General features: G+C 69.4%; 18 protein-coding genes. 14 read left to right on the forward strand and 4 right to left on the reverse strand.

Annotated features, from left to right (window positions below; translation table 11 throughout):
• Positions 1-62 precede the first annotated feature (62 nt).
• The 7 genes from murA (at position 63) to ACEL_RS03415 (ending at position 9746) form a co-directional block, all read left to right on the forward strand.
• Positions 63-1433 carry a UDP-N-acetylglucosamine 1-carboxyvinyltransferase gene (gene murA, locus ACEL_RS03385; RefSeq protein ID WP_011719493.1) on the forward strand — a complete coding sequence of 457 codons (1371 nt, stop codon included), beginning with the start codon at positions 63-65 and terminating at the stop codon, positions 1431-1433.
• Entirely contained in the window at positions 1430-2335 is a 906-nt protein-coding gene (locus ACEL_RS03390) for a 3-hydroxyacyl-CoA dehydrogenase family protein (RefSeq protein WP_011719494.1), read from the forward strand. The genes murA and ACEL_RS03390 overlap by 4 nt, the downstream gene beginning before the upstream one ends.
• Before the next feature lie 146 nt (positions 2336-2481).
• Positions 2482-3507, forward strand: coding sequence for an AAA family ATPase (locus tag ACEL_RS03395; RefSeq protein WP_011719495.1), 1026 nt, complete (start codon positions 2482-2484; stop codon positions 3505-3507).
• Positions 3504-4526 carry a DUF58 domain-containing protein gene (locus tag ACEL_RS03400; RefSeq protein WP_011719496.1) on the forward strand — a complete coding sequence of 341 codons (1023 nt, stop codon included), beginning with the start codon at positions 3504-3506 and terminating at the stop codon, positions 4524-4526. Before ACEL_RS03395 ends, ACEL_RS03400 begins: the two co-directional genes overlap by 4 nt.
• Positions 4517-6667, forward strand: a complete 2151-nt coding sequence (locus ACEL_RS03405) for a transglutaminase TgpA family protein (protein WP_041834917.1) — start codon at positions 4517-4519, stop codon at positions 6665-6667. Before ACEL_RS03400 ends, ACEL_RS03405 begins: the two co-directional genes overlap by 10 nt.
• Before the next feature lie 266 nt (positions 6668-6933).
• Positions 6934-7557 (forward strand): hypothetical protein, encoded by a 624-nt coding sequence (locus ACEL_RS03410; protein ID WP_011719498.1) that lies wholly within the window; start codon positions 6934-6936, stop codon positions 7555-7557.
• 332 nt (positions 7558-7889) lie between these two features.
• Entirely contained in the window at positions 7890-9746 is a 1857-nt protein-coding gene (locus tag ACEL_RS03415) for a signal peptidase I (RefSeq protein ID WP_011719499.1), read from the forward strand.
• Between the two features lie 111 nt (positions 9747-9857).
• Here the strand turns inward: ACEL_RS03415 and nucS are convergent, their stop codons facing one another.
• The gene (gene nucS / locus ACEL_RS03420) at positions 9858-10517 is read right to left on the reverse strand and encodes an endonuclease NucS (protein ID WP_041834918.1); all 660 of its coding nucleotides are present in this window, start codon (positions 10515-10517) and stop codon (positions 9858-9860) included.
• Positions 10518-10703: 186 nt separating this feature from the next.
• Between nucS and mobA the strand changes: the two genes are divergently transcribed.
• The gene (gene mobA, locus ACEL_RS11405; protein WP_011719501.1) at positions 10704-11432 is read left to right on the forward strand and encodes a molybdenum cofactor guanylyltransferase; all 729 of its coding nucleotides are present in this window, start codon (positions 10704-10706) and stop codon (positions 11430-11432) included.
• 84 nt (positions 11433-11516) lie between these two features.
• Here mobA and ACEL_RS12115 read toward each other — a convergent pair whose 3' ends face one another.
• Entirely contained in the window at positions 11517-11801 is a 285-nt protein-coding gene (locus ACEL_RS12115; RefSeq protein ID WP_011719502.1) for a DUF6457 domain-containing protein, read from the reverse strand.
• Between the two features lie 61 nt (positions 11802-11862).
• On the opposite strand from ACEL_RS12115, the gene fdhD reads away from it, so the two are divergent.
• Positions 11863-12825 (forward strand): formate dehydrogenase accessory sulfurtransferase FdhD, encoded by a 963-nt coding sequence (fdhD, locus tag ACEL_RS03435; protein WP_011719503.1) that lies wholly within the window; start codon positions 11863-11865, stop codon positions 12823-12825.
• Between the two features lie 435 nt (positions 12826-13260).
• Here fdhD and ACEL_RS03440 read toward each other — a convergent pair whose 3' ends face one another.
• Complete coding sequence (locus ACEL_RS03440; protein ID WP_148204523.1) at positions 13261-14763, reverse strand: aminopeptidase P family protein; 1503 nt, start codon at positions 14761-14763, stop codon at positions 13261-13263.
• Between the two features lie 220 nt (positions 14764-14983).
• Between ACEL_RS03440 and ACEL_RS03445 the strand changes: the two genes are divergently transcribed.
• Positions 14984-15766 carry an alpha/beta fold hydrolase gene (locus ACEL_RS03445; protein WP_041834920.1) on the forward strand — a complete coding sequence of 261 codons (783 nt, stop codon included), beginning with the start codon at positions 14984-14986 and terminating at the stop codon, positions 15764-15766.
• Here ACEL_RS03445 and ACEL_RS03450 read toward each other — a convergent pair.
• On the reverse strand, positions 15738-16004 hold the full coding sequence (locus ACEL_RS03450) for a hypothetical protein (protein WP_041834921.1): 267 nt from the start codon (positions 16002-16004) through the stop codon (positions 15738-15740). The genes ACEL_RS03445 and ACEL_RS03450 overlap by 29 nt on opposite strands.
• Before the next feature lie 99 nt (positions 16005-16103).
• Between ACEL_RS03450 and ACEL_RS03455 the strand changes: the two genes are divergently transcribed.
• The 4 genes from ACEL_RS03455 to ACEL_RS03470 all read left to right on the forward strand — a co-directional run bounded on the left by ACEL_RS03455 (position 16104) and on the right by ACEL_RS03470 (position 21025).
• Positions 16104-17282 (forward strand): acetyl-CoA C-acetyltransferase, encoded by a 1179-nt coding sequence (locus ACEL_RS03455; protein ID WP_011719508.1) that lies wholly within the window; start codon positions 16104-16106, stop codon positions 17280-17282.
• Between the two features lie 4 nt (positions 17283-17286).
• Positions 17287-18306 (forward strand): methylmalonyl Co-A mutase-associated GTPase MeaB, encoded by a 1020-nt coding sequence (meaB, locus tag ACEL_RS03460; RefSeq protein WP_049751564.1) that lies wholly within the window; start codon positions 17287-17289, stop codon positions 18304-18306.
• A gap of 29 nt (positions 18307-18335) precedes the next feature.
• Entirely contained in the window at positions 18336-20003 is a 1668-nt protein-coding gene (locus ACEL_RS03465) for a coenzyme B12-dependent isobutyryl-CoA mutase large subunit (protein ID WP_011719510.1), read from the forward strand.
• 128 nt (positions 20004-20131) lie between these two features.
• Positions 20132-21025, forward strand: a complete 894-nt coding sequence (locus ACEL_RS03470; RefSeq protein WP_011719511.1) for a tetratricopeptide repeat protein — start codon at positions 20132-20134, stop codon at positions 21023-21025.
• Positions 21026-21100: the final 75 nt, after the last annotated feature.

The raw sequence follows: 21100 nt of genomic DNA on the forward strand, positions 1-21100 counted from the left end.
CGGGGAGAATCGTCGCCGTGACAGGGCGTCGATAGCATGCGGCGATGAACCAAGGTGTCGGCATGACCCGTGACTGCATCCAGGTGCGCCCCAGCCGGCTCGCCGGGCGGGTGGCCGTCACCGGTGCGAAAAACAGCGTGTTGAAGTTGATGGCTGCCGCGCTGCTCGCGCCGGGACGCACGGTGCTGCGCAATGTGCCCGACATCCTCGACGTGCAGATCATGGCGGCGTTGCTGCGGCGTCTGGGCTGCGACGTCGAACCGGCGGGCGGCGAGCTCGTCGTCGACGTGCCGGACACCGTTCGCCACGAAGCCGACTACGACCTGGTCCGCCGGCTCCGGGCGTCCATCTGTGTCCTCGGCCCGCTGCTCGTCCGCTGCGGGGAAACGAAAGTCGCCCTGCCCGGGGGCGACAACATTGGGTCGCGCGGGCTGGACCTGCATATCGCGGGGCTCTGCCGGCTCGGCGCGGAGGTCACTAGTGAACATGGCTACCTGGTCGCCCGGGCTCCGCACGGCCTTTCCGGGGCGACGGTCTGGCTGGACTTCCCGAGTGTCGGCGCGACGGAGAACCTTCTGATGGCAGCGGTCCTCGCGCAGGGCACCACCGTCATCGACAACGCCGCCAGGGAACCGGAAATCGTGGACCTCGCGACAATGCTGCAGGAGATGGGCGCCAAAATCGAGGGCGCCGGAACCTCGACCCTTGTGGTGCACGGAGTCGACACCCTGTCACCGGTCACACATGCCACCGTCCCCGATCGCATCGTCGCGGGGACTTTTGCATTCGGTGCCGTGATGACCGGCGGCGCGGTGACCGTGACCCGCTGCCGGCCGGAGCACTTGGAAATCGTGCTCGACCGGCTCGGTTCCTGCGGTGCGGAGATTGCCGTCGGTGACGGCGAATTTCATGTCGCCATGTACGGGCGGCCCCGGGCGGTGGACGTCGTCACCCTGCCGTATCCCGGATTCGCGACCGATTTTCTGCCGATGGTCATTGCCATGAACGCCGTGGCGGACGGCGTCGCCATGGTGACGGAAAACGTCTTCGAGGGACGGTTTCGCTTCATTCAAGAGCTGGTCCGGCTCGGTGCGGACATCCGGACCGATGGGCACCACGCCGTCGTCCGCGGACGTCCGCGGCTCTCCGGCGCTCCCGTTGAAGCGACCGATATTCGTGCCGGCGCGGCGCTTGTGCTGGCCGGTTTGGCCGCCGACGGTGTGACGACGGTGTACGACGTCCATCACATCGACCGGGGGTACGCGGATTTCGTGACCCAGCTTCGCGGGCTGGGCGCTTGCGTGGAACGCCGACCGGCCGCGGACCTCGACGACGGCGGCCGTACCCAGCAGGGAGCCGGGTCGACGTCCGGCGCACCGGAATGTGCCCCGTGCGCCGGGGAGGGTGCACCGAAGGGAGCGGGATCGTCATGACCGAGGAGCAGGACATTCGCACCGTCGGCGTCGTCGGTTCCGGGCTCATGGGATCGGGAATCGCGCAAGTCGCCGCAGTCGCCGGGTACGCGGTCCGCCTGCACGACATCGAGGAATCGGCGTTGCACCGAGCGTTGACGACTATCGACGAGTCGCTGCACCGCCTGGCCCGGAAGGGAAAACTGAGCACCTCCGATGTTGAAGCGGCGAAGGCGAGGATAACAACGACCCGGCGGTTGGCCGACCTGGCGGACAGTGACGTCGTCGTCGAGGCGGTGTACGAAGAGCTCGACGTCAAACGCGTGGTGTTCGCGGAACTTGCGGCTATCGTGCGGCCCAACGTTCTGTTGGCATCGAATACCACCGCGATCCCGATTACCCATATCGCCTCGGGGGTGTCCGGTCCGCAGCGGGTTGTCGGCATGCATTTCTTCTCCCCGGTGCCGGTCATGCAGTTGTGCGAAATTGTCCGCGGTCTGCAGACTGACGACGACACCGTTGCGCGGGCCCGGCGTTTCGCGGAATCGCTCGGCAAAACGTGCATTGTCGTGAATCGGGACGTCGCGGGTTTCGTCACGTCCCGGTTGCTCGTCGCTTTCGTCAATGAAGCGCTTCGATTGGTGGAGAGCGGCATCGCGACACCGGAGGATATTGACACCGCCTGTCGGCTTGGCTTCGGTCACGCCATGGGCCCGCTTGCCACCCTGGACCTCACCGGACTCGACGTGATTGCCCACGCAGCGGAAGCGATTTATCAGGCGACACGGGACCCGAAATTCGCTCCACCGGAGATTCTCCGTCGCATGGTTGCTGCGGGCCTGCTCGGCCGCAAATCCGGCCGCGGCTTTTACACCTACCCCGCGAACCGCGACGGGACGGCGGATCAGCCGGCGTCGTCTTAAGGCCTGCTCCGGCGTGCGCATGCGAGCCGGCGGCCTTTCCGGCTCAGCTTGGCGGCGTCCCCGCCGAAGAGGACGACGGAGCCATGGAGGGCTTCGACCCGGGTGCCCGACCAACGTCGGGCTCCGGCGCAGGGAGGCGGTGGCGCATGACGTTCGACACCGGTGTGGGCCGAGACGTCCTTGCCGATGACGCCTTCCCGGACGGCTACGCGCTGGAGTCACGCCTCCTGGCCAGCGGCATGGCGGCCAAACTCGTCGCCAACGTCGAGAACGTGGTCCGGGGTCGCCGAGCCGCCGTCGAGATCGTCGCGATCGGACTCCTCTCCGGCGGACACGTGCTGATCCAAGACATCCCCGGCAGCGGCAAAACCACCCTGGCGCACGCCTTCGCCCGCTCGCTCGGCGGAAAATTCCGCCGCGTGCAGGGAACAGCCGACCTGCTTCCCTCCGACATCACCGGTTCGTCGCTCTGGGATCCCGCCCATCAGGAATTCCGCTTCGTGCCGGGCCCGGTCTTCACCAACGTGCTGCTCGTCGACGAATTGAACCGCGCCACGCCCCGGGCGCAGTCCGCGCTGCTGGAGGCGATGGACGAGCGCGCCGTCACCGTGGACGGTGTCCGGCACGAATTGCCGGATCCGTTCTTCGTCGTCGCCACCCAGAACCCCATCGATCAGTACGGCACATTCCCGCTGCCGGAGAGCCAGCTTGACCGGTTCGCCGTCTGTCTCGGCCTGGGCTTCAACGACCTCGCGACGGAACGCCGGGTCATGCGTGACCAGTTGGTCCGCCCCACCGTCGGTGATCTGAAACCCGTGCTCACCCCGGAGGAGCTCCGCTGGCTTCAGCTCGAGGTGCGCCGCACGTTCATCGCCGACCCGGTCCTGGATTTCGCCCTGGCCATCCTGGCCGGCACCCGCCGGCACCCGTCGGTCGCCGTGGGGGCGAGTTCCCGGGCCGGCCTCTCCTTGCTGCGCTGCGCGCAGGCGCGGGCATTGCTGGCCGGGCGGAATTACGTCATCCCGGACGACGTGAAGGTGCTCGCCCCGACGGTCCTCGGGCACCGGCTGGTGCTCGCCGCCGGTGCGCGGAGTGCGGAGCAGGGCCGGAACCCCGGGGCGGACGTCGTCCACCAGGTGCTGGCCGACGTCCGCGTGCCGCTGCCGGGATGAGCGCCTCGACCGGACGGGCGAACGGCCGCCCGGCGAGCCGGCTCGCCGCCGGCCCGGGTTTCGCGACCTGCGGGCTCACCGCGGCGGCCGCCTTCGGCTGGGCCGGCGCCGAGCACTGGCTCTGGCCGCGGGTCGTCGGAGCCGTGCTCACCGCCGTCCTCCTGCTCTCCATGCGAGACGTCGTCGGCATCAATCGCCTTGCGGTGAGCCTTGAGCTTCCCGAGCGGGTCGCCGTCGGCGCAGTCGTGCCCGTTACCCTCCGCGTCCACAATCGAGGACGGTTGCCGGTGCGTCAGGTCGGCGTCACCCATCGTGTGGCGGGTCGATCCGGCGCCCTTCTCTCCGGGCTGGCGACCACCATCGAGCGGATCGCACCCGGTGAAACCGCAGTGCTCGCCGTCCCTCGCTCGGTGTTGCGCCGCGGGATTGCGCCGCTGGGCGCGATCGACATCCGCTTGGCGGGACCCTTCGGGTTGCTGGTCCGCACCCGCCGCGTGCCGCTCCCGGGTGATCTCCGGTGCCACCCTCCGGTGTCGGCGGGCGAATCGGTCTCCGCCGGCGGCGTGGACGCCGCTGGTTGGGTCCGGGAGTGGCGGCCCGGCGACCCGGTTCGCGACGTCCACTGGCGTTCGACCATGCGGACCGGACGGCCGTTGGTCCTGGCGCGCGATGGTGCCGGCGAAGCCGTCTGGGGGACGGTCATTGTTCCGTTTGCCGGGGCAGCGTTCGAACAGGCGCTGGTCCGCCTCGCTGGCGAGGGTGCCGGCGTGTTGGCCGCCGGTGGGCGGCTCTGTGTCGCCGAACCGCGCGGCGTGCATCACCCGGTCCGGCTTGTCGAGTGGCTGGACCTGCTCGCCGATATCGACGAGCAGTCGGTTCCCGCCACGGCCGTCGTCGTCGACGGCTTTGGGCACGTGGCCGGTCACCTTGGGGCCGGCGGTCGGCTCGTGCTCGTCGCCGCGCCCGATCAGCGTCTGGGGGTCGTCACCGATCGGGTGGAGGTCGACCGGTGGCCGTAATCCAGAGCCGGCCGGCCGAGGTGAGCCGGCCCGTGCGGCTCAGTCCGCGCCGGCCGGCCCAGGGCGGTGGGACGGCCGGGCGCGGCCGGCTGGCCGAGGGCAGCCGGACCATCGCCGCGTTCGCAGCGGCAGGTGTCGTCGCTGACCTCGCCGGCTGGTGGACGACGGGATGGGTGGCGTATCCCGCTGGCGCCGCTGGCATTGTCGTTGCCGCTGTCGGCTTGTGGCGGGGACGCCGCGTGCTCGGCCTGCTGGCGAGCCTTGCGGCCGCCGCTGCGCTGGCTGTGGAGCTGATGGCAGCCGCCCGTCCGCTCCCGGGCGGGTGGACCGGTACGACGGTCAGCGGCCTGCTCATCCTGACCCAGGTCGCCCAGGTCAGCTCCGCCGGCGTCCCACGGGACCTGTTCTTCGGGACGCCGATCGCGCTGGCGGTCGCGCTGCAGGCCGCGTCCCGGTCACCTTCTGTCGGGGGACTGGCCGTCGCCGGCGTCCTGGGATGCCTGGTCGCGGGCCTTGCCGCGGTACCGGCGCGACGTCTCGCCTCGGTGGGAGTGCGGGTAGGTCTTGTCGCGGCGGTCATCGTCCTCGGCACCCCGGATAGCCTCCACCTTCGGCTGTCCGGCCACCCGGCCGGCGGCACTCCCGCCGCGTCGGTCCCCCCATCACCGGGCCCAGGCGGCGCTGCCGACGGCACCTCGGCGGGCATCGGCGCGCATGCCGCCGCCCTGCTCGGCACCGGCGGCCTCGATCTGGCCGTCCGGGGCGCATTGCCGCCGGTCCCGCTTGCCGCTGTCCCCGCCGATGCGCCGGTGTACTGGCGGGGGATGGTCTACGACGCCTTCGACGGCCGGCGCTGGTCGGTAAGCGGCGACGCCGCGGGCGCCTGGACGGCGTCCAGACCCACCAGCCAGCCACCGGCTGCCCCGGCGGTGCCGGACGGCCCGCGGCGCACCGACACCGTCGATCTGCTCGGCCCACCGGTCGGCGTCCTGCTGACGCCGGGGGAGGCGGTCGGTTACGCCGGACCCGGAACCCTGGTGGCCGACGGCGACGGCAATGCCCTGCCGCGCGAGGGGTTGACCGGACAGTACGCCGTCACGTCGGTGGTCACTGCGGGGCCGGTCACCGGGGTTGCCCGGGCCGCCCCCGGGGTCGCAGCCAAGTGGACCGCGCTGCCGGCGACCCTCTCGCCGCAGGTGGCCGCACTTGCGGCGACCTTGGCCCGTCCGACGCGGGCGGCGACGGTGGACGCCGTCCGGACGTACCTGCAGAGCCACGAGCGGTACCGGCTGGATCCGCCGGCCTCTCCGAGCGGTGACCCGGTGGCGGCGTTCCTGTTCCGCACGCACGAGGGATTCTGCGAGCAATTCGCCACCGCCGAGGTGGTGTTGCTGCGCGCGGTCGGCGTCCCGGCGCGGCTCGTGACCGGCGTGGCGTTCGGGGAGGTCCAGGATGGGCGGCGGATATTCCGGGCGAGTGATGCGCACGCGTGGGTCCAGGTCTGGTATCCCGGGGTGGGCTGGGTGAATGACGATCCGACCCCGCCGTCCGCGCTGGGGGCTGCTCCTCCCGGCGTGTCGTCGGGGCCATCCCTCACCGCCGGCGGACCGGCGCACAAGGCCGAGGCACCCCCGGCCGAGAGTGCTGCGCCATCCCTTACCGCCGGCGGAGCGGCGACTGCGACGCCCAGCCCCGCGGGGCAGCCGACCGTCCAGCCGCCGCGCCGCCCATCCGCGGCGGGTGCCGGCCGGTTCGCGTGGAACCTCTTGCTGGCTGGCGCGTTGCTCGGCCTGTTGGCGGTCTGGGCGGTTGCCCGGCGGCTTCGCGGGCGCGCCCGCCGGATTGGCGCCCCGGCTCCTGACGTGTCGGTCCCGTCCGAGAGGAGTGACGGGTACGTCGGCGGCGGTCCGGTGCTCCGGGCGTATCGGGACTTCGCTGAGGCCGTCGGCGGCAGCGCCGATTGCACCCCGCGCGAGGTGGTGGCGCGGTTGGGACCGGCGATCGCGGATGCACCCGAGGTCCTTGCGGCATTGGGCACGCTGGACGAGGAATGTTTCGGGATCGAGCCGCCGAGCCCGGTGCGGGTTCAGGCCGCCGTCCAGGTCTTTAGTCGTTTGCGAAGTATGTCGGGTTTACGGTAGGTCGTTACATACTGCAATAATTGTTAAGTTTCGGCGGAGGATCGCCAGCCTCGTGAAAATTATCGGGGCTATGGCATTTCTTGTCGTCCATTAGCCAATGCGTCGGACTGCGATACTCCATTTGGTAGATACGCTTCCTGTCCGTCTGTCCATATTTCCGTCGCTGATCGGACGGAATGAGCCGGCAGGCTCTCAACTTTTTCCGGCCGCGCTCCGATGACCGGTGGCGTCGGAACCTCCGACCGCAGCACGCGAGGAGAACTGGTATGACAAATGCAGCGCTTCGGCGTCGTCGTCTGGCCCGTGCCATTGCTCCGGCCGTCGGTTTGCTCGCCGCCGGCCTGCTTGTCTGGCAGGGCAGCTACGCTGCCTTCTCCGCCAGCACGAATGCCACCAACAACGTGTGGCAGGCGGGGCAGCTGGTCCTTGCCAACAACGGCGGTGGGTCGACGTATTCAGCGACGACCACGGCCGTCTTCGGCGGCAACCCCATCCGTCCGGGAGATACGGCGACGACATGCCTCACGGTGAAGAGCACCGGTAATCTCAGCGGCACGCTGAAGATGTACCTGAGCTCACTGACCGATTCAACGCCGTCCCTCGGAAGTCAAATTCTTCTCACCGTTGACGCGGCATCGGTGACAAGTGACGTGCAGGCGAACTGCACCGGCTTCCCCACAACCGGTGTGACGAACATCGCAACTAATGTCGCCCTGACGTCGTTCCCGACGACGTACGCCGGAGCCAGCACCGGAGTGAGCATTGCGGCCGGAACCGTGCTGGAGGCGTACCGGGTGACGTGGACCTTCCAGACCACGGGCAGCAACGCCAACGACAACTTGCTGCAAGGCAAGTCCGCGACCGCAGCCTTCACATGGGAAATCCAGTAACGCTGTCACACGCGCCGGCTCCCGGTCCCGAATGGGACCGGGAGCCCACACCTTTACCAGGCACGGATTCTTGGCGGGCGCGGCGCCGACGTGAGTCGAATCGGATGCCGGTTCGGTACGACGAGGGCTCCGAAGGTTTTCCGCACTGGGGATGTGACGGGCCATTCCCGCGCCACAACCCGGCCGCGTTTTTCCTGCGGCGTCAAGCCGCCGGGCTGCGAATCCCCGTGGCGCGAGGCAGCGCGGGCATGCCGGCCGGCTGACACCGTACATGCGCCGACGAGCTGACGCGCCGGAACCGGCTCGTCGGTAAGAGAGTGAGGAGGACGGCGATGGCGCAGGACGTCGCGATCCGCGGCGACGGGCCCATCGCTGCCGGCTCAACGGCTCGTCTCGTCGGCGGCTTTCTCGGCCGTGCATGGCTCTGGTTCCTCGGCGGCTGTCTGGTCATCACCGTCGCGCCGCTGATTTTCGGCTGGCGGCCTTACGTCGTGCAGACAGGCTCGATGGAGCCGCGGATTCATGTTGGTGACGTTGTGCTCGCCGCTCCGGTGCACGATGTCAACAAACTTGTCGGCCGGGTCACGGTGTTTTACGACCCGGGTCGCCACGAAATTGTCACGCATCGTGTTATCGGCAAGAATCCCGATGGAACGCTGGTCACCAAAGGTGACGCGAATCCCACTCCGGATTCGGCTCCGCTCGCGCCGGGCAATGTCCGCGGCATGGGGCGGCTCCTCGTCCGTTGGCTTGGGCTGCCTGTCGTCTGGGCAAACCATCGCGATTGGCTTCCGTTGGGTGGAGTCGCGGCGAGCCTGGCGCTTGCGGGATTTCTCGTCGCCCGGGACCGTGACGAGGACGACGTCCATGCTGACGACGCCGGTGCCGGGGAGGGTGGTACCGGCGACGGCATGGACGGCGGCGACGGCACAGACGACGGTGGCGACGGGACGGACGGCGGACCGGCCGGCGGTGGTCAATCCGGCGGTTCGGATCGGAGCCGGCAGTCCGCCGCGCCGGATTATGCGCCGGTGACGACCGCCCCGGGCGTCCCGGCGGAATATACCCAAGTGCCTGGCGACGGCGGAACAGGCGTCGTGGACATGGCGGTTCTTGCAGTCGAAATTCCGTGGCCCGGCCACCCGCTGCGCCGAACCGACATCGGGCGGCCGACGGGAGGCCGTTACGTCGGCCGGCATCGGCGACCCGCGCATCGCCGCGTGGTCCGCAGCGTCGCAGCACCGGCCGGTGCAGCCCGGCGGGTCTCGCCGGTACGACGGTTCGCGGCCCGGGTCGCCGCGGTCGCGGTCGGACTCGTTGCCCTCGTTGCGCCGACGAGCCAGGCCGCGTTCTCCGCCGCGACTCAGGTCACCACGAATACCTGGACCGCCGGTGTCTACAACTACACCTCGGAGGTGAACGCGCTCGGACCGTGGCTGTACTGGAAATTGGACGACCCCATTACCGGACGCAATCCGCCGGCGGCGGATTCGTCAGGAAACGGCCGGCCCGGCGTGTATTCCCGGCCGAATTCGTGGACCGCGCAGATCACCGGGGCATTGCCCGACCAGACACCGAATCTCGCCGCGTTGAGCGCGGGTGTCACCTCGACGAACAATCCCAGCTGCATCTTCACCGCGCAGAACGGAGACGGCCTGGCCGCGCCCGGGCCGGCGGCGTACACCCTCGTCGTTTGGTTCAGAACGGCCCCCGGGTACGCGAACGGCGGAAAGCTGCTCGGCCTGGAATCGTCGCGGACCGGGCTGTCGAACAGCAATACCGGGGGCAGATACGACCGGATGTTGTACATGGACGGTGCGGGGCATGTGTGGTTCGGGGTGTGGCGGACGAGCATCGGGCAGGCGGTCGCCATTTCCTCGCCGTCCAGCTATAACGACGGAAATTGGCACATGGCCGCCGCCACGATGAATGCGACCAGCGGCATGACCCTCTATGTGGACGGACAGCCGGTTGCGACCAATCCGAACACGGAATCCGAGACCGAGACGACGACGTCATACTGGCGGGCCGGTTGCGGCAATCTGGCAGGCTGGGCAGTGAACTGGCTCGGACCGAACCCGCCGGCCGCGCAGACGAATTACGCTTTTGCCGGCGGGCTCGACGAGGTCGCGGTGTGGCTGCGTGCCTTGACCGCCACCGATATCGCAGACCTCTATTTCTATCGGTGACGTTTGTTCCATCGGTGACGGTTGCTGTCTTCCGCTCGGCGCCGAACTGCGGGCTGCAACAGCTGATTAAAACAGCCGGTTTCAAGCGCGGCAAGCCTCAAACGCCGTCGGCTAAAACAGCCGGCTGCTCGGATCGTCCAGTCCGCGCAGCACGTCGTAATCGACGGTGATACACGAAATTCCCCGGTCGCCAGCCAACGTGCGGGCCTGCGGCCGGATGCTCTGGGCGGCGAGAATTCCCCGCACCGGAGCCAGTCGGGGATCCCGGTTCAGCAGGGTCAGGTATCGGGTCAACTGCTCCACACCCTCGATTTCCCCGCGCCGTTTCACTTCGACGGCGACCGTCTGACCGGCGGCGTCCCGGCAGAGCAGGTCAACCGGACCGATGGCGGTCGGGAATTCCCGCTGCACCACCGTAAGACCCGGTTCGAGCGCTTCCGGATGTTCGGCGAGCAGTTGCTGGAGGTGTGCTTCGACGCCGTCTTTTGTCAGTCCGGGGTCCGGACCGAGGTCATGGTGGGAGTCGTGAAAAATCTCCTCAACTTCGATGTCCAACTGTTCGCCGGCGGGGTTGCGCACCCGCCACACACCCGGCGCCTCTTCAATCGTGCACGGCGGGCTCATCCAATTCAGCGGTTTGTACGCGCGGTCATCGGCGTGAATGGAGACCGAACCGTCGGCTTTGACGAGAATGAGCCGCCGGGCGGACGGCAAATGCGCGGTGAGCCGGCCGCGGTAGTTCACCCGGCATTGGGCGATGACGAGGCGCACGTCCTTACCGTACGCACCGGTGAGCCGCCACCGGTGCGACGGTCCGGCGGCCGGTGGTATGCGTCGTGGCCCAGCCCGGCATGCGCTCCCGCGCATTGGGGGCTCGGGGATGGCTCGGGCTCGGGGAGTCGCGGAACGACCGGCATGGGCTCCCGCGCATCGGGCGCGGGCGTACGGTGACGAGGGATGCCTGGGTACGACGCGATCGTTCTCGCCGGTGGCCGGAGCAGCCGACTCGGCCGCGACAAGGCGATGGCGGTCGTCGGCGGCCGTCGCTTGCTCGCGCGCGCGCTCGACGCCGTCCAGACTGCGGATCGCGTCGTTGTCGTGGGTGCGCCTCGGCCGCTTCGGGTTGGACCCACCGTGTCATGGACGGCAGAGGAGCCGCCGTTCGGCGGGCCGGCGGCTGGGTTGGCCCACGGTCTTCGATGGCTGGCTCGTGACCGCGGGCCGAGTGTCGATCGAGTGGTCGTCGTCCTTGCCGTCGACGTGCCGTTCGCCGGGGTCGCGGTGCCGCGGCTCATCGAGACCGTGCGCGGCGATCCTTCCGTGGACGCAGCGATGCTCCGCGACCCGGACGGTGTGCCCCAACCGTTGATTGCCGCGTACCGGGCGCACGTGTTGCTCGAGCGCCTGGGCGATGCCGATTGGCGGAACCGCCCGATCCGGGAGGTGGTGGCGAAGCTGAGCGTCGTCCGATTGGTGGCGCCGGGCGACCCTGGCGACGGGAATGGTCCGCCCGTGCCGATCGGGCTGGGAGCGGCCGATCCGGGGGAGCGCCGGCGGGCCGGCGCCGACTGGCGTTTCGTCGTGCTCGATTGCGACACGCCGGAGCAGCTTCGCGCCGCGCAGCGGTGGGCTGCCCGGCTCCAACGGCCGCAGCGCGGCACCGACGATCGCGGCGACTCATCCTGACGCTGCCGCAGACCCTGCGCACCCCGTCCGAAGCGTGCGGTCGGTCAGCTCTGCGCGAGTGCCGGTTACGGCTGCGGTTGCCTGTTACGGCGGCGGTTCTGCCGGCTCGTTGCCAGCCGGCGAGGGTTCCGCGGCCGCGGTCCACTGGTTGGCAAGCCCGCGAATCCGGGCGACCACGTCGGGCAGCGACGCCCCGCGTCCGACCGCGACGCCGGCGAGGAAGGCGGTCAGCGGCGCGGCCGGTCGGGCGACGTCGTGAGCGACGTCGCGGGTCAGGTCGAGGACCGCATCACGGGCGGCGGTGTTGACGACGCCAGCGACATCTAGGGCGGTGCGAACGGTGTCGAACCAGGTATCGAGGTCACTCATCGCTGGCAGGGTATCGCCGCCGTCATGGCGGGGGAGTCCGCGGAGGCTTAGGGTTGACGCCGTGTCGCGGACTACCAGCCGGCGCCCGGTGGTGATCATCCGCGCCGGGCGGCCGGAACGCCGCATCGATGAGGTGGTCGGCGAAGAACCGCTGGAGATTCGGGTGGGCGGCCGGCCGCTCGCGGTCACGATGCGCACACCGGTGGATGACATTGACTTGGTGGCTGGGTTTTGCTGGACGGAAGGACTGCTGACATCTCCGGACGAGTCGTTGACCATCCGCTGCTGCACGGGAAAACCCCTGCCGCGTGCATGGATTCCCGCCGATGCGGCGCCGGCGGCCGCGGATTCGGGGTCGCCGGACGCCGATGCGGAGTCGGCGCACACAGACGTGCCGTCGCCGTCCCGCGATTCGGCGTTCCGTGATTCCGCGGCCGCGGATGCGCCGTCCCGCGATTCGGCATACAACGTTGTCGATGTCACGCTGGAAAGTGACGTTGTCGCCGCTCGGCGCGCCCTGGTGATGTCCAGCTCCTGCGGGATTTGCGGTGTGGCGAGTATTGCCGACGTGCGGCGCCGCGGGGTTTTCGACGTCGCGGGCGATGCGGTGCGGGTCGAATCCGAGGTGCTCCGGGGTCTTCCCGGCCGATTGCGCGCCGCACAGCGTCTCTTTCATCGCACCGGCGGTCTGCACGCTGCGGGACTTTTCGACCCGCAGGGTGAAATTCTGGTGGTGCGTGAAGACGTCGGCCGGCACAATGCCGCGGACAAAATCGTCGGCTGGGCGCTGCGCAACCACCGGTTGCCGCTGTCGGGAACGATTCTCCTCGTGAGCGGGCGCGCGTCGTTTGAATTGGTGCAGAAAGCCTACCTTGCCGGCATTCCTGTTCTGGCTGCGGTTTCTGCCCCGTCGTCCCTGGCGGTGGAGCTCGCCGAGGAGGTGGGGATGACCCTCATCGGTTTTCTCCGCGATGACGGCATGAACGTGTATGCGGGTGCGCAGCGGGTGACGGGATGGGCGTGAGCGGAAAACGGCGGCGGCCGCGGAACGGACCGCAGGAAGCCGCGCCGGGCCGGAGCGGGTCCACAACCCGCCCGCCTGCGGAGTTCGTGGATATCGGGCCGGACGGCGTGCCGTGGGTCTTCCGCCGTATCACCGGCTCGACATCGGTGAAGACGTATCGCTGTCCCGGTTGCGACCAGGAGATCCGCCCCGCAACGCCGCACATTGTTGCGTGGCCGGAGGGGGATGTGGAGTCCCGTCGCCATTGGCACACCGCCTGCTGGCACGCCCGCGGTCGACGCGGCGGCCAGCAGCGACGGCGTCCTGTCTGACGATCCGACGCCGGCAGCCGCGCTCACCGGGAGGGGCTTGGACGGCAGCCGCGCTGACGGCAGCCGCGCTCACCGGTCGCGGTGAGCGTCCGGTTACTGGCCGGATCGGATCCGGGCCGTGCGGCTACGGCGTCGGCTGGGCAAGCCAGCGGACGAGCTCATCGGGGTGTCGCGGCAGGGCCGCGGTGAGATTCCGATATCCGCCGGGGGTTATGACGACGTCGTCCTCGATGCGCACGCCGATGCCCCGAAGTTCCGGCGGCACGGTGAGGTCATCGGGCTGGAAATACAGGCCGGGCTCCACCGTGAGCACGTGTCCGGGTTCGAGAAATCCGTCGTGGTAGCGGTTGCGGCGGGCGGCGGCGCAGTCGTGCACGTCGAGTCCGAGCATGTGCCCGGGGTTGTGCAGGGTGTAGCGGCGATGCAGGTCCCCGTGCGGTCCGTCGATATCCGCGGCGGACGCGGGGAGCAGTCCCCAGTCGGCGAGGCCCTGAGCCAGCACCGCCGCCGCGGCCCGGTAGTAATCACGGAAAGCCGCGCCCGGCTTGAGGGCGGCGAATGCGGCTTCCTGGGCGGCCAGCACGAGTTGGTAGACCTGCCGCTGCGCCTCGGTGAATGCTCCGCTGATCGGCATGGTGCGGGTGACGTCCGCGGTGTAGCCGTGGCGTGTTTCCACCCCGGCGTCGAGCAGGAGGAGCTGGCCCTTGTGCAGCAGGCCGTCATTGCGGGTCCAGTGCAGGACGCAGGCGTGCGGACCGGCGGCTGCGATGGTGGGGTAACCGACGTCGTTCCCCTCGGCGCGGGCCCGCCGCCAGAATGTGCCGTCCACCCAGCGCTCGCTGATGTCCACGTCTCGCTCGGCGGCCGCCCGAATTTCCCGCGCGACGTCGGCGAAACCGCGAATTGTTGCGTCGGCAGCCGTGGTGAGTTCGGCAATTTCCCAGTCGTCCTTGAGCAGCCGGAGCTCGGCCAGCAGCGTCGCGAGCGACCGGTCGTCGGGGTGAGGCGGCACGACGGCGTCCACCCGCGGGTCGTGACCGCGCAGGACGACGGTCCGGCTCTCCTCGCTTCGCTGGAGACGTTCGATGCATTCCTCCAGCGGTGCCGTGGCAATGTCCAACTGACGTTCCAGGTCGCGGAGACTGGGTTGCGGGCCGGTCCACAATTCGCCGTACTGCCGGTCCCGGAAGAATTCGTCGCTGTCATGCCGGGATTTCGGCGCCCGTGCGTAGAGCACGGCGTCGGTGTCGTCCAGGACGAGGACGGCGTCGGGCAGGTTAGCGCCGACCAGCCACCAGAAGTCGCTGGACGCGCGGAACGGATACGCGACGTCGTTGTTCCGGGTCTTTGGCGCGCCGGCGGGGACGACGATTGTCCGTCCCGGCAGGGCGTGCTGGAGGGCGCGGCGGCGCCGGGCGGCGTACCGCGCAACCGCCGCGACGGGACCGGCGTCACTGGTCCTAGGCGCCCAGCCTTGCCGCATGAACTCGACCAGCGCTGCGGACGGCTCGCTGTCGTGGCTGGCCGTTGCGGGCGGCCGGGGCTCGGTTGACGTGGTCGGCGCAGCGTCCGGAGCGGGTGGGTGACGTCGGTCAGTTGACGTCGCCGGAGCGGGATCGGCAGTCATGTGTCCATGGAACACCATGCCCGCTGACCCGGCCAGGCAGCCGACTGCTGAGCCGGCCGGGTCACCGAGACGCGAGCCGTGACAGCGTCGTCGCCCCAGCCGCGACCGTGCGCGGGTCACCCAGCCGCGACCGTGCGCGGGGCACCCAGCCGCGACCGTGCGCGGGGCACCCAGTCGCGACGGTGCGCGGGGCACCCGATGCCCGGTAACGTGGCCATCCGTGACCACGACGTCGCCGGTGAGCCCGCCCCTCGTCTTATTGCCGGCCTTCCCCTTCACCGCCCGGATGTGGGACCGGGTGCGGCCGCTGCTGGCGGCGACCGGGGTGGACGTCGTGACTCCCGACTACCGGGGGGCGCACGATCCGGCGCAGCTGGACGGCGTCGAACCGTCGCTCGACGTGCTCGCCGACGACGTCGTCACGCTGCTCGATGACCGCGGCGTCGGCCAAGCGATTGTCGGCGGGGTCTCGATGGGCGGTTACGTGACGATGGCGCTGGCCCGTCGTCATCCCGAGCGGCTTGCCGGGGTGATTCTGGCCGACACGCGGGCGACCGCCGACGACGAGACGACGCGGGCCAACCGGCTTGCGATAGCGGCGCAGCTGGAGGCCGACGGCCGGGTTGACGTGTTGGTGGAGAAGACCCTTCCCGGGCTCCCGGGTGCGACGACCAAGGCGGAGCGGCCGGAACTGCTGGCGGAACTGCAGGCCATCACCGCCTCGGTGCCTGCGGTGACCGCGGCGTGGTGGCAGCGGGCGATGGCAGTCCGGCCCGATTCGACCGAGACGCTTCGCCGGCTTCGCGTACCGGCCCTGGTCATCGTCGGAGCCGAGGACGTCGTCTCGCCTCCTGATGCCGCCGCAGCGATGGCCATGGCGGTGCCCGACGGACGGCTCGTGACGATCCCGGCCGCCGGGCATCTCACGCCCATAGAGGCCCCGGAACTGTTCGCTGGCGCGGTCGCCGGCTTTGTCACCGAACTGGTGAGCGCTGCTCGATGACCTGCTTTCCCTTGTCGACCCAGTGGTCGAATGCCCCGGATTGGTAGGCAACGAAGGCGCCGGCGACGATCAAGGCGATGAGGGCGAGCCCGATGAGTTTGCGCAGCAGGGCGATGAGCGCGAGTACCGCGAAAATCACGATGACCGGAATGGTGAAGCTGAGCTTGGGGACCGGCAGAACGCGGGCGGCCGCGGCCGGGAGGTGAGCGGCTGACGCCGCAAGGTGGGTCACCAGCATGCCTCGTATGATCGCAGATCTTTGCTGCCGCGCAAAGGGTGACAAGCGGGTCACCTGCGACAGAGGGGTGTCAGCGACTCCACGCGGTAGGGTCGCGTTATGGCCGTCATCGTGGCCGGGGCGCGCACGCCTATCGGCCGGCTCCTCGGCAGTCTTGCCGAGCTTTCCGCCGTCCAGCTCGGTGGAGCCGCCATTCGCGCCGCGCTCGAGCGGGGCGGGGCGCCGCCGTCCGAGGTGGATTACGTCATCATGGGCCAGGTGTTGCAAGCCGGGGCGGGGCAAATTCCCGCCCGGCAAGCGGCGGTGGCGGCGGGAATTCCGCTGACCGTGCCCGCCCTCACCCTCAACAAGGTCTGTCTCTCCGGTCTGAATGCCATTGCGCTGGCCGGGCAACTGGCCGACGCGGGTGAGTGCGACGTCATCGTGGCTGGCGGGATGGAATCGATGACGAATGCGCCTCATCTGCTGCCCGGATTGCGTCGCGGTCTGCGGTACGGCGACGGCAAGCTCCTGGACGCGATGGCTGTCGACGGACTGGTCGATGCCTTCGACCACCTGTCGATGGGTGAATCGACCGAACGCCACAATGCGCGGTACGGCATCACGCGGGAGGCGCAGGATGCTTTTGCCGCCCGTTCGCATCAGCTCGCCGCCGCGGCCCGTGACAGCGGTCGCTTTGACGCCGAGATCGTGCCGGTGCCGGTGCCGTCTCGGCGCGGCGAATCCCGCATCGTGCAGACGGATGAGGGGATTCGGCCCGAGACGACGCCGGAAATTCTGGCGAAACTGCCCCCGGCGTTCACCCCGGACGGGACGATAACCGCGGGAAGTTCCTCGCAGATTTCGGACGGCGCCTGCGCGGTCATCGTGGCGAACCGGCGGGTCGCCGAAGCGCGCGGCTGGCCGATTCTGGCCGAAATCGGCGCGCACGGAATGGTCGCGGGGCCGGACAACTCCCTCCATTCGCAACCGGCACGTGCGATTGTGCGCGCGCTGAACCGCGACGGTCTGCGCGTCGATGACGTCGCGCTCTTCGAAATCAATGAGGCCTTTGCCGCCGTCGTCCTCGCCTCGATGCACGAGCTTGGTGTCGATGAGGAGAAGGTGAACGTCAACGGCGGGGCCATCGCGCTCGGTCACCCGATCGGCGCCTCGGGTGCCCGGCTTGTCCTCCACCTTGCTCTGGAATTGCGCCGCCGCGGCGGCGGAATCGGCGTCGCCGGACTCTGCGGCGGCGGGGGGCAGGGTGACGCCCTTGTCCTTCGGGTCTTCCCTTGAGGTGATGGAGATCCCGGCGGCCGCGCGTGGCGCCGCACTGCAGCGGACGGTCGCCGCCGCGCGGACCGGCGACCCGCGCGCGATCGGCCGTCTGCTGTCGCTTGTTGAGAACACCGACCCGGTCTGCGATGACGCACCGCTTCAGGCGCTCTGGTCGGCATTTCCACGGCCGCTGGCGTGCGGTTACGTCCTTGGCGTCACCGGTGCGCCGGGTGTCGGGAAATCCACGCTGGTTGCGGCGCTCATCGCGGCTTTCCGGCGCGACGGGATGCGGGTCGGCGTCTTGGCTGTCGATCCGTCGTCTCCGTTCACCGGCGGGGCATTGCTGGGTGACCGGATCCGCATGCACGCGCATACGACCGATCCCGGGGTTTTCCTCCGGTCGATGGCCGCACGAGGCCACCTGGGCGGACTGGCCCCGGCGACGCCGATGGCGATCCGGCTTCTGGAGGCACTCGGTTTCGACGTCGTCCTCGTGGAGACCGTCGGCGTCGGCCAGGGTGAAATCGCCGTGGCCCGCGCGGTCGACACCACGCTGGTCGTGACCGCCCCCGGTCTGGGTGATGCGGTGCAAGCAGCGAAGGCCGGCGTCCTGGAAATCGCCGATATCTTCGTCGCCAACAAGGCGGATCATCCCGGCGCGGACCAGACCGTCCGTGAGCTGCGCCAGACGCTGGCGGTGGAATCGAGTGGTCCGGACGGCTGGCGGCGGCCGGTGGTCCGCACGGTGGCAACGCGTGGCGACATCGATGAGCTCGTTGATGCGGTGCGCCGGCATCGCGATCGGCTCGCGCAGGGCGGCGGGCGTGACCGGCGACGGCGACGGGCGGCGGACGACGTCCGCGCGCTGGTTTTTCGCCACTATGCGGGCCGGTTGACCGAGGTGATGACCGGTGCTGAATTTGACGCACTGGCGGATCGGGTCGCGGCCGGCGAGCTCGATCTGCTGACGGCGGTGCGGGCGGTGCTCGCCGACACGCGTGCCGCGGTGGCGCGGGCCGTTTCGCCGCCGGCGACGTCGTGAGAGCGGAAGAGGCCGAGAGGAGGCTTCTCGTGGACGCGGCGGGAATTGAAGCAGGCCGGCAACGGTGGCGCGCCCGGTACGAGGCCGCGGGCCTGGCCGAACGCACGACCCTCTCCGGCATTCCGCTCGAACCGGTGTACGGACCACCGTCCGGCGCGGCGGATCCGCGATTCGACCGCATCGGATGGCCGGGGGAATTTCCCTATACCCGTGGGCTGTATCCCACCGGATACCGCGGACGGCCTTGGACGATACGGCAATTCGCCGGCTTCGGCACCGCCGAGCAGACGAATGCGCGCTACCGGATGATTCTGGCCGGCGGCGGCACCGGGCTCTCCGTGGCGTTCGACATGCCGACCCTGATGGGTCGGGACTCCGACGATCCGCGTGCAGCCGGCGAGGTCGGGCACTGCGGCGTCGCGGTCGATTCGGCGGCCGACATGGACACCCTGTTCGCCGGCATCCCGCTTGATAAGGTCACGGTCTCCATGACAATCAGTGGACCGGCGCTGCCCATCTTCTGCATGTACCTGGTCGCCGCCGAGCGGCAAGGGGTTGACCGGCGCACCCTGAACGGTACGCTACAGACCGATATTCTCAAGGAATACATCGCCCAGAAGGAATGGCTGTTCCCGCCGGAACCGCACCTGCGCCTCATCGGCGATTTATTGGAGTTTTGTGCGCAGGAGATGCCCGCATACAAGCCGCTGTCGGTGTCCGGCTATCACATCCGTGAGGCAGGTGCCACGGCCGTGCAGGAATTGGCCTTCACCTTGGCGGACGGATTCGGGTACGTCGAACTCGGCCGGTCCCGCGGTCTGGACGCCGACGCCGTCGCCCCGCTGCTCTCGTTCTTTTTCGACGCGCACATCGACTTCTTCGAAGAAATTGCCAAGTTCCGCGCAGCCCGCCGGATTTGGGCGCGGTGGATGCGTGACCGGTACGGCGCCCGGCGGGAGCGGGCATGGTGGCTTCGCTTTCACACCCAGACCGCAGGGGTGTCTCTGACCGCTCAGCAGCCGGCGAATAACGTGGTCCGGACCGCGATCGAGGCGCTCGCCGCCGTGCTGGGCGGCACGAACTCGCTGCACACCAACGCGTTCGATGAAGTGTTGGCGTTGCCGACTGAGCACGCTGCGCAGGTCGCTCTTCGCACCCAGCAGGTGATTGCCGAGGAGACCGGCGTCACGCACGTCATCGACCCGCTCGGCGGTTCCTGGTACGTCGAGGAGCTCACCGATCGGCTCGACGCGGAGGCGGAGAACATATTCGCGGAAATCCAGCAGCTCAGCGCGGATGGAACAATGCTCTCCGGAATTCTCCGCGGGATCGAGACCGGATGGTTCACCGACCAGATCGCCCGTGCCGCGTTCGAGCAGCAGCAGGCGATCGAGTCCGGCGAGCGGCGGATCGTCGGCGTCAACTGCTTCACCGACACGGTCGACGCGCCCGTCGAGATCCTTCGCATTCCGCCGGAGGTGGAGGAGGACCAACGGCGGCGGCTCGCTGCGCGGAAAGCCCATCGTGACGAGTCGGCGGTGCGCAGAGCCCTCACCGCATTACGGACCGCCGCGCGCAGCACGGAGAACCTTGTACCGCCGATGCTTGACGCCGTCCGTGCCGAAGCAACGCTGGGCGAAATCTGCGGAGTCCTCTACGACGAATGGGGCGGTTACGAAGAAACTCCCCGGTTTTAGCCGATCGAGCGGGCCGCGTTGTCCGCCGAGCGGCCGTCGTCGAACGGCCGCCGCCGAGCAGGTCATGCCGCGCCGAGCCGGTCACGGCAGGCGCTGAGCGGTTCAGGCCGTTCTGCGAAAATGGCAGCATGACTTCGGACTTCTCATCGGCGCGTTTTGCGGGCGCGGTCGCCCTCGACGCTCTTGCCCAGCAACGGTCCGCTGCGCCGTCGTCGGCGGCACCGACCTCGGGGGCGTCAAGCTCCGGCGCGACCGTCGTCGACGTCACCGAGGCGACCTTTCAACGCGAGGTCGTCGAGCGGTCGATGACCGTGCCGGTGGTCATCGACTTCTGGGCCGGGTGGTGCGGCCCGTGCCGTCAGCTCAGCCCGATTCTGGAGCGGCTCGCCGCCGAGGGCGGCGGCTCCTGGGTCCTCGCGAAGATTGACGTCGATGCCAACCCGCGGCTTGCAGCCGCGGCGGGCGTGCAAGGCATTCCGGCGGTCAAGGCCGTCTGGCAGGGTCAGATCATCGGCGAGTTCACCGGGGCGATTCCGGAAGCGCAGGTGCGCGGCTGGATCCGGGAGTTGCTGTCGGTGACCGGCAACTCCGCGGGAACGGTGCCGCCGGCGGATCCGCTGCGTTCCCAGGCGGACGAGGCGCTCCGCGCCGGCAATTACGATGCGGCGATCGCCGCCTTCGAGAAGATCCTTGCCGAACGTCCCGGCGATTCCGACGCAAAGAGCGGTCTCGAACGGGCGAAGCTGCTCAAGCGCGTCGCCGGCGCCGATCGCAATGCCCTGCACGCGGCCGTCGCTGCCTCGCCGGACGACGTCGGCGCCCAGTGCGCGTTGGCTGATCTCGAGGTGGCGGACGGCGAGGTGGCGCACGGATTGCGCCGGCTCGTCGACCTCGTGGCCCGTACGGCAGGTGCTGATCGGGACGCCGCCCGCCGGCATCTGCTCGAGCTCTTCGACGCCGTCGGCCCCGACCACCCCGAGGTCGCCGCCGCGCGCGCGGCACTCAACCGCGTGCTCTTTTGAGCGCACCCCGGCGTCGGGTTACGGCTAACGGGCGCCCGTCGCCCGCGCCGCCGCACCCGCGGCGGAGCGGTGCGT

It is taken from the genome of Acidothermus cellulolyticus 11B (assembly GCF_000015025.1).
Classification (GTDB): Bacteria; Actinomycetota; Actinomycetes; order Acidothermales; family Acidothermaceae; genus Acidothermus; species Acidothermus cellulolyticus.

What these genes read in the sequence shown, in the direction of transcription:
- murA (WP_011719493.1), top strand. Translation starts at nt 63, where the DNA reads ATGACCCGTGACTGCATCCAGGTGCGCCCCAGCCGGCTCGCCGGGCGG.
- ACEL_RS03390 (WP_011719494.1), top strand. Translation starts at nt 1,430, where the DNA reads ATGACCGAGGAGCAGGACATTCGCACCGTCGGCGTCGTCGGTTCCGGG.
- ACEL_RS03395 (WP_011719495.1), top strand. Translation starts at nt 2,482, where the DNA reads ATGACGTTCGACACCGGTGTGGGCCGAGACGTCCTTGCCGATGACGCC.
- ACEL_RS03400 (WP_011719496.1), top strand. Translation starts at nt 3,504, where the DNA reads ATGAGCGCCTCGACCGGACGGGCGAACGGCCGCCCGGCGAGCCGGCTC.
- ACEL_RS03410 (WP_011719498.1), top strand. Translation starts at nt 6,934, where the DNA reads ATGACAAATGCAGCGCTTCGGCGTCGTCGTCTGGCCCGTGCCATTGCT.
- ACEL_RS03415 (WP_011719499.1), top strand. Translation starts at nt 7,890, where the DNA reads ATGGCGCAGGACGTCGCGATCCGCGGCGACGGGCCCATCGCTGCCGGC.
- mobA (WP_011719501.1), top strand. Translation starts at nt 10,704, where the DNA reads ATGCCTGGGTACGACGCGATCGTTCTCGCCGGTGGCCGGAGCAGCCGA.
- ACEL_RS12115 (WP_011719502.1), bottom strand. Translation starts at nt 11,801, where the DNA reads ATGAGTGACCTCGATACCTGGTTCGACACCGTTCGCACCGCCCTAGAT.
- ACEL_RS03440 (WP_148204523.1), bottom strand. Translation starts at nt 14,763, where the DNA reads ATGACTGCCGATCCCGCTCCGGCGACGTCAACTGACCGACGTCACCCA.
- ACEL_RS03450 (WP_041834921.1), bottom strand. Translation starts at nt 16,004, where the DNA reads ATGCTGGTGACCCACCTTGCGGCGTCAGCCGCTCACCTCCCGGCCGCG.
- ACEL_RS03455 (WP_011719508.1), top strand. Translation starts at nt 16,104, where the DNA reads ATGGCCGTCATCGTGGCCGGGGCGCGCACGCCTATCGGCCGGCTCCTC.
- meaB (WP_049751564.1), top strand. Translation starts at nt 17,287, where the DNA reads ATGGAGATCCCGGCGGCCGCGCGTGGCGCCGCACTGCAGCGGACGGTC.
- ACEL_RS03470 (WP_011719511.1), top strand. Translation starts at nt 20,132, where the DNA reads ATGACTTCGGACTTCTCATCGGCGCGTTTTGCGGGCGCGGTCGCCCTC.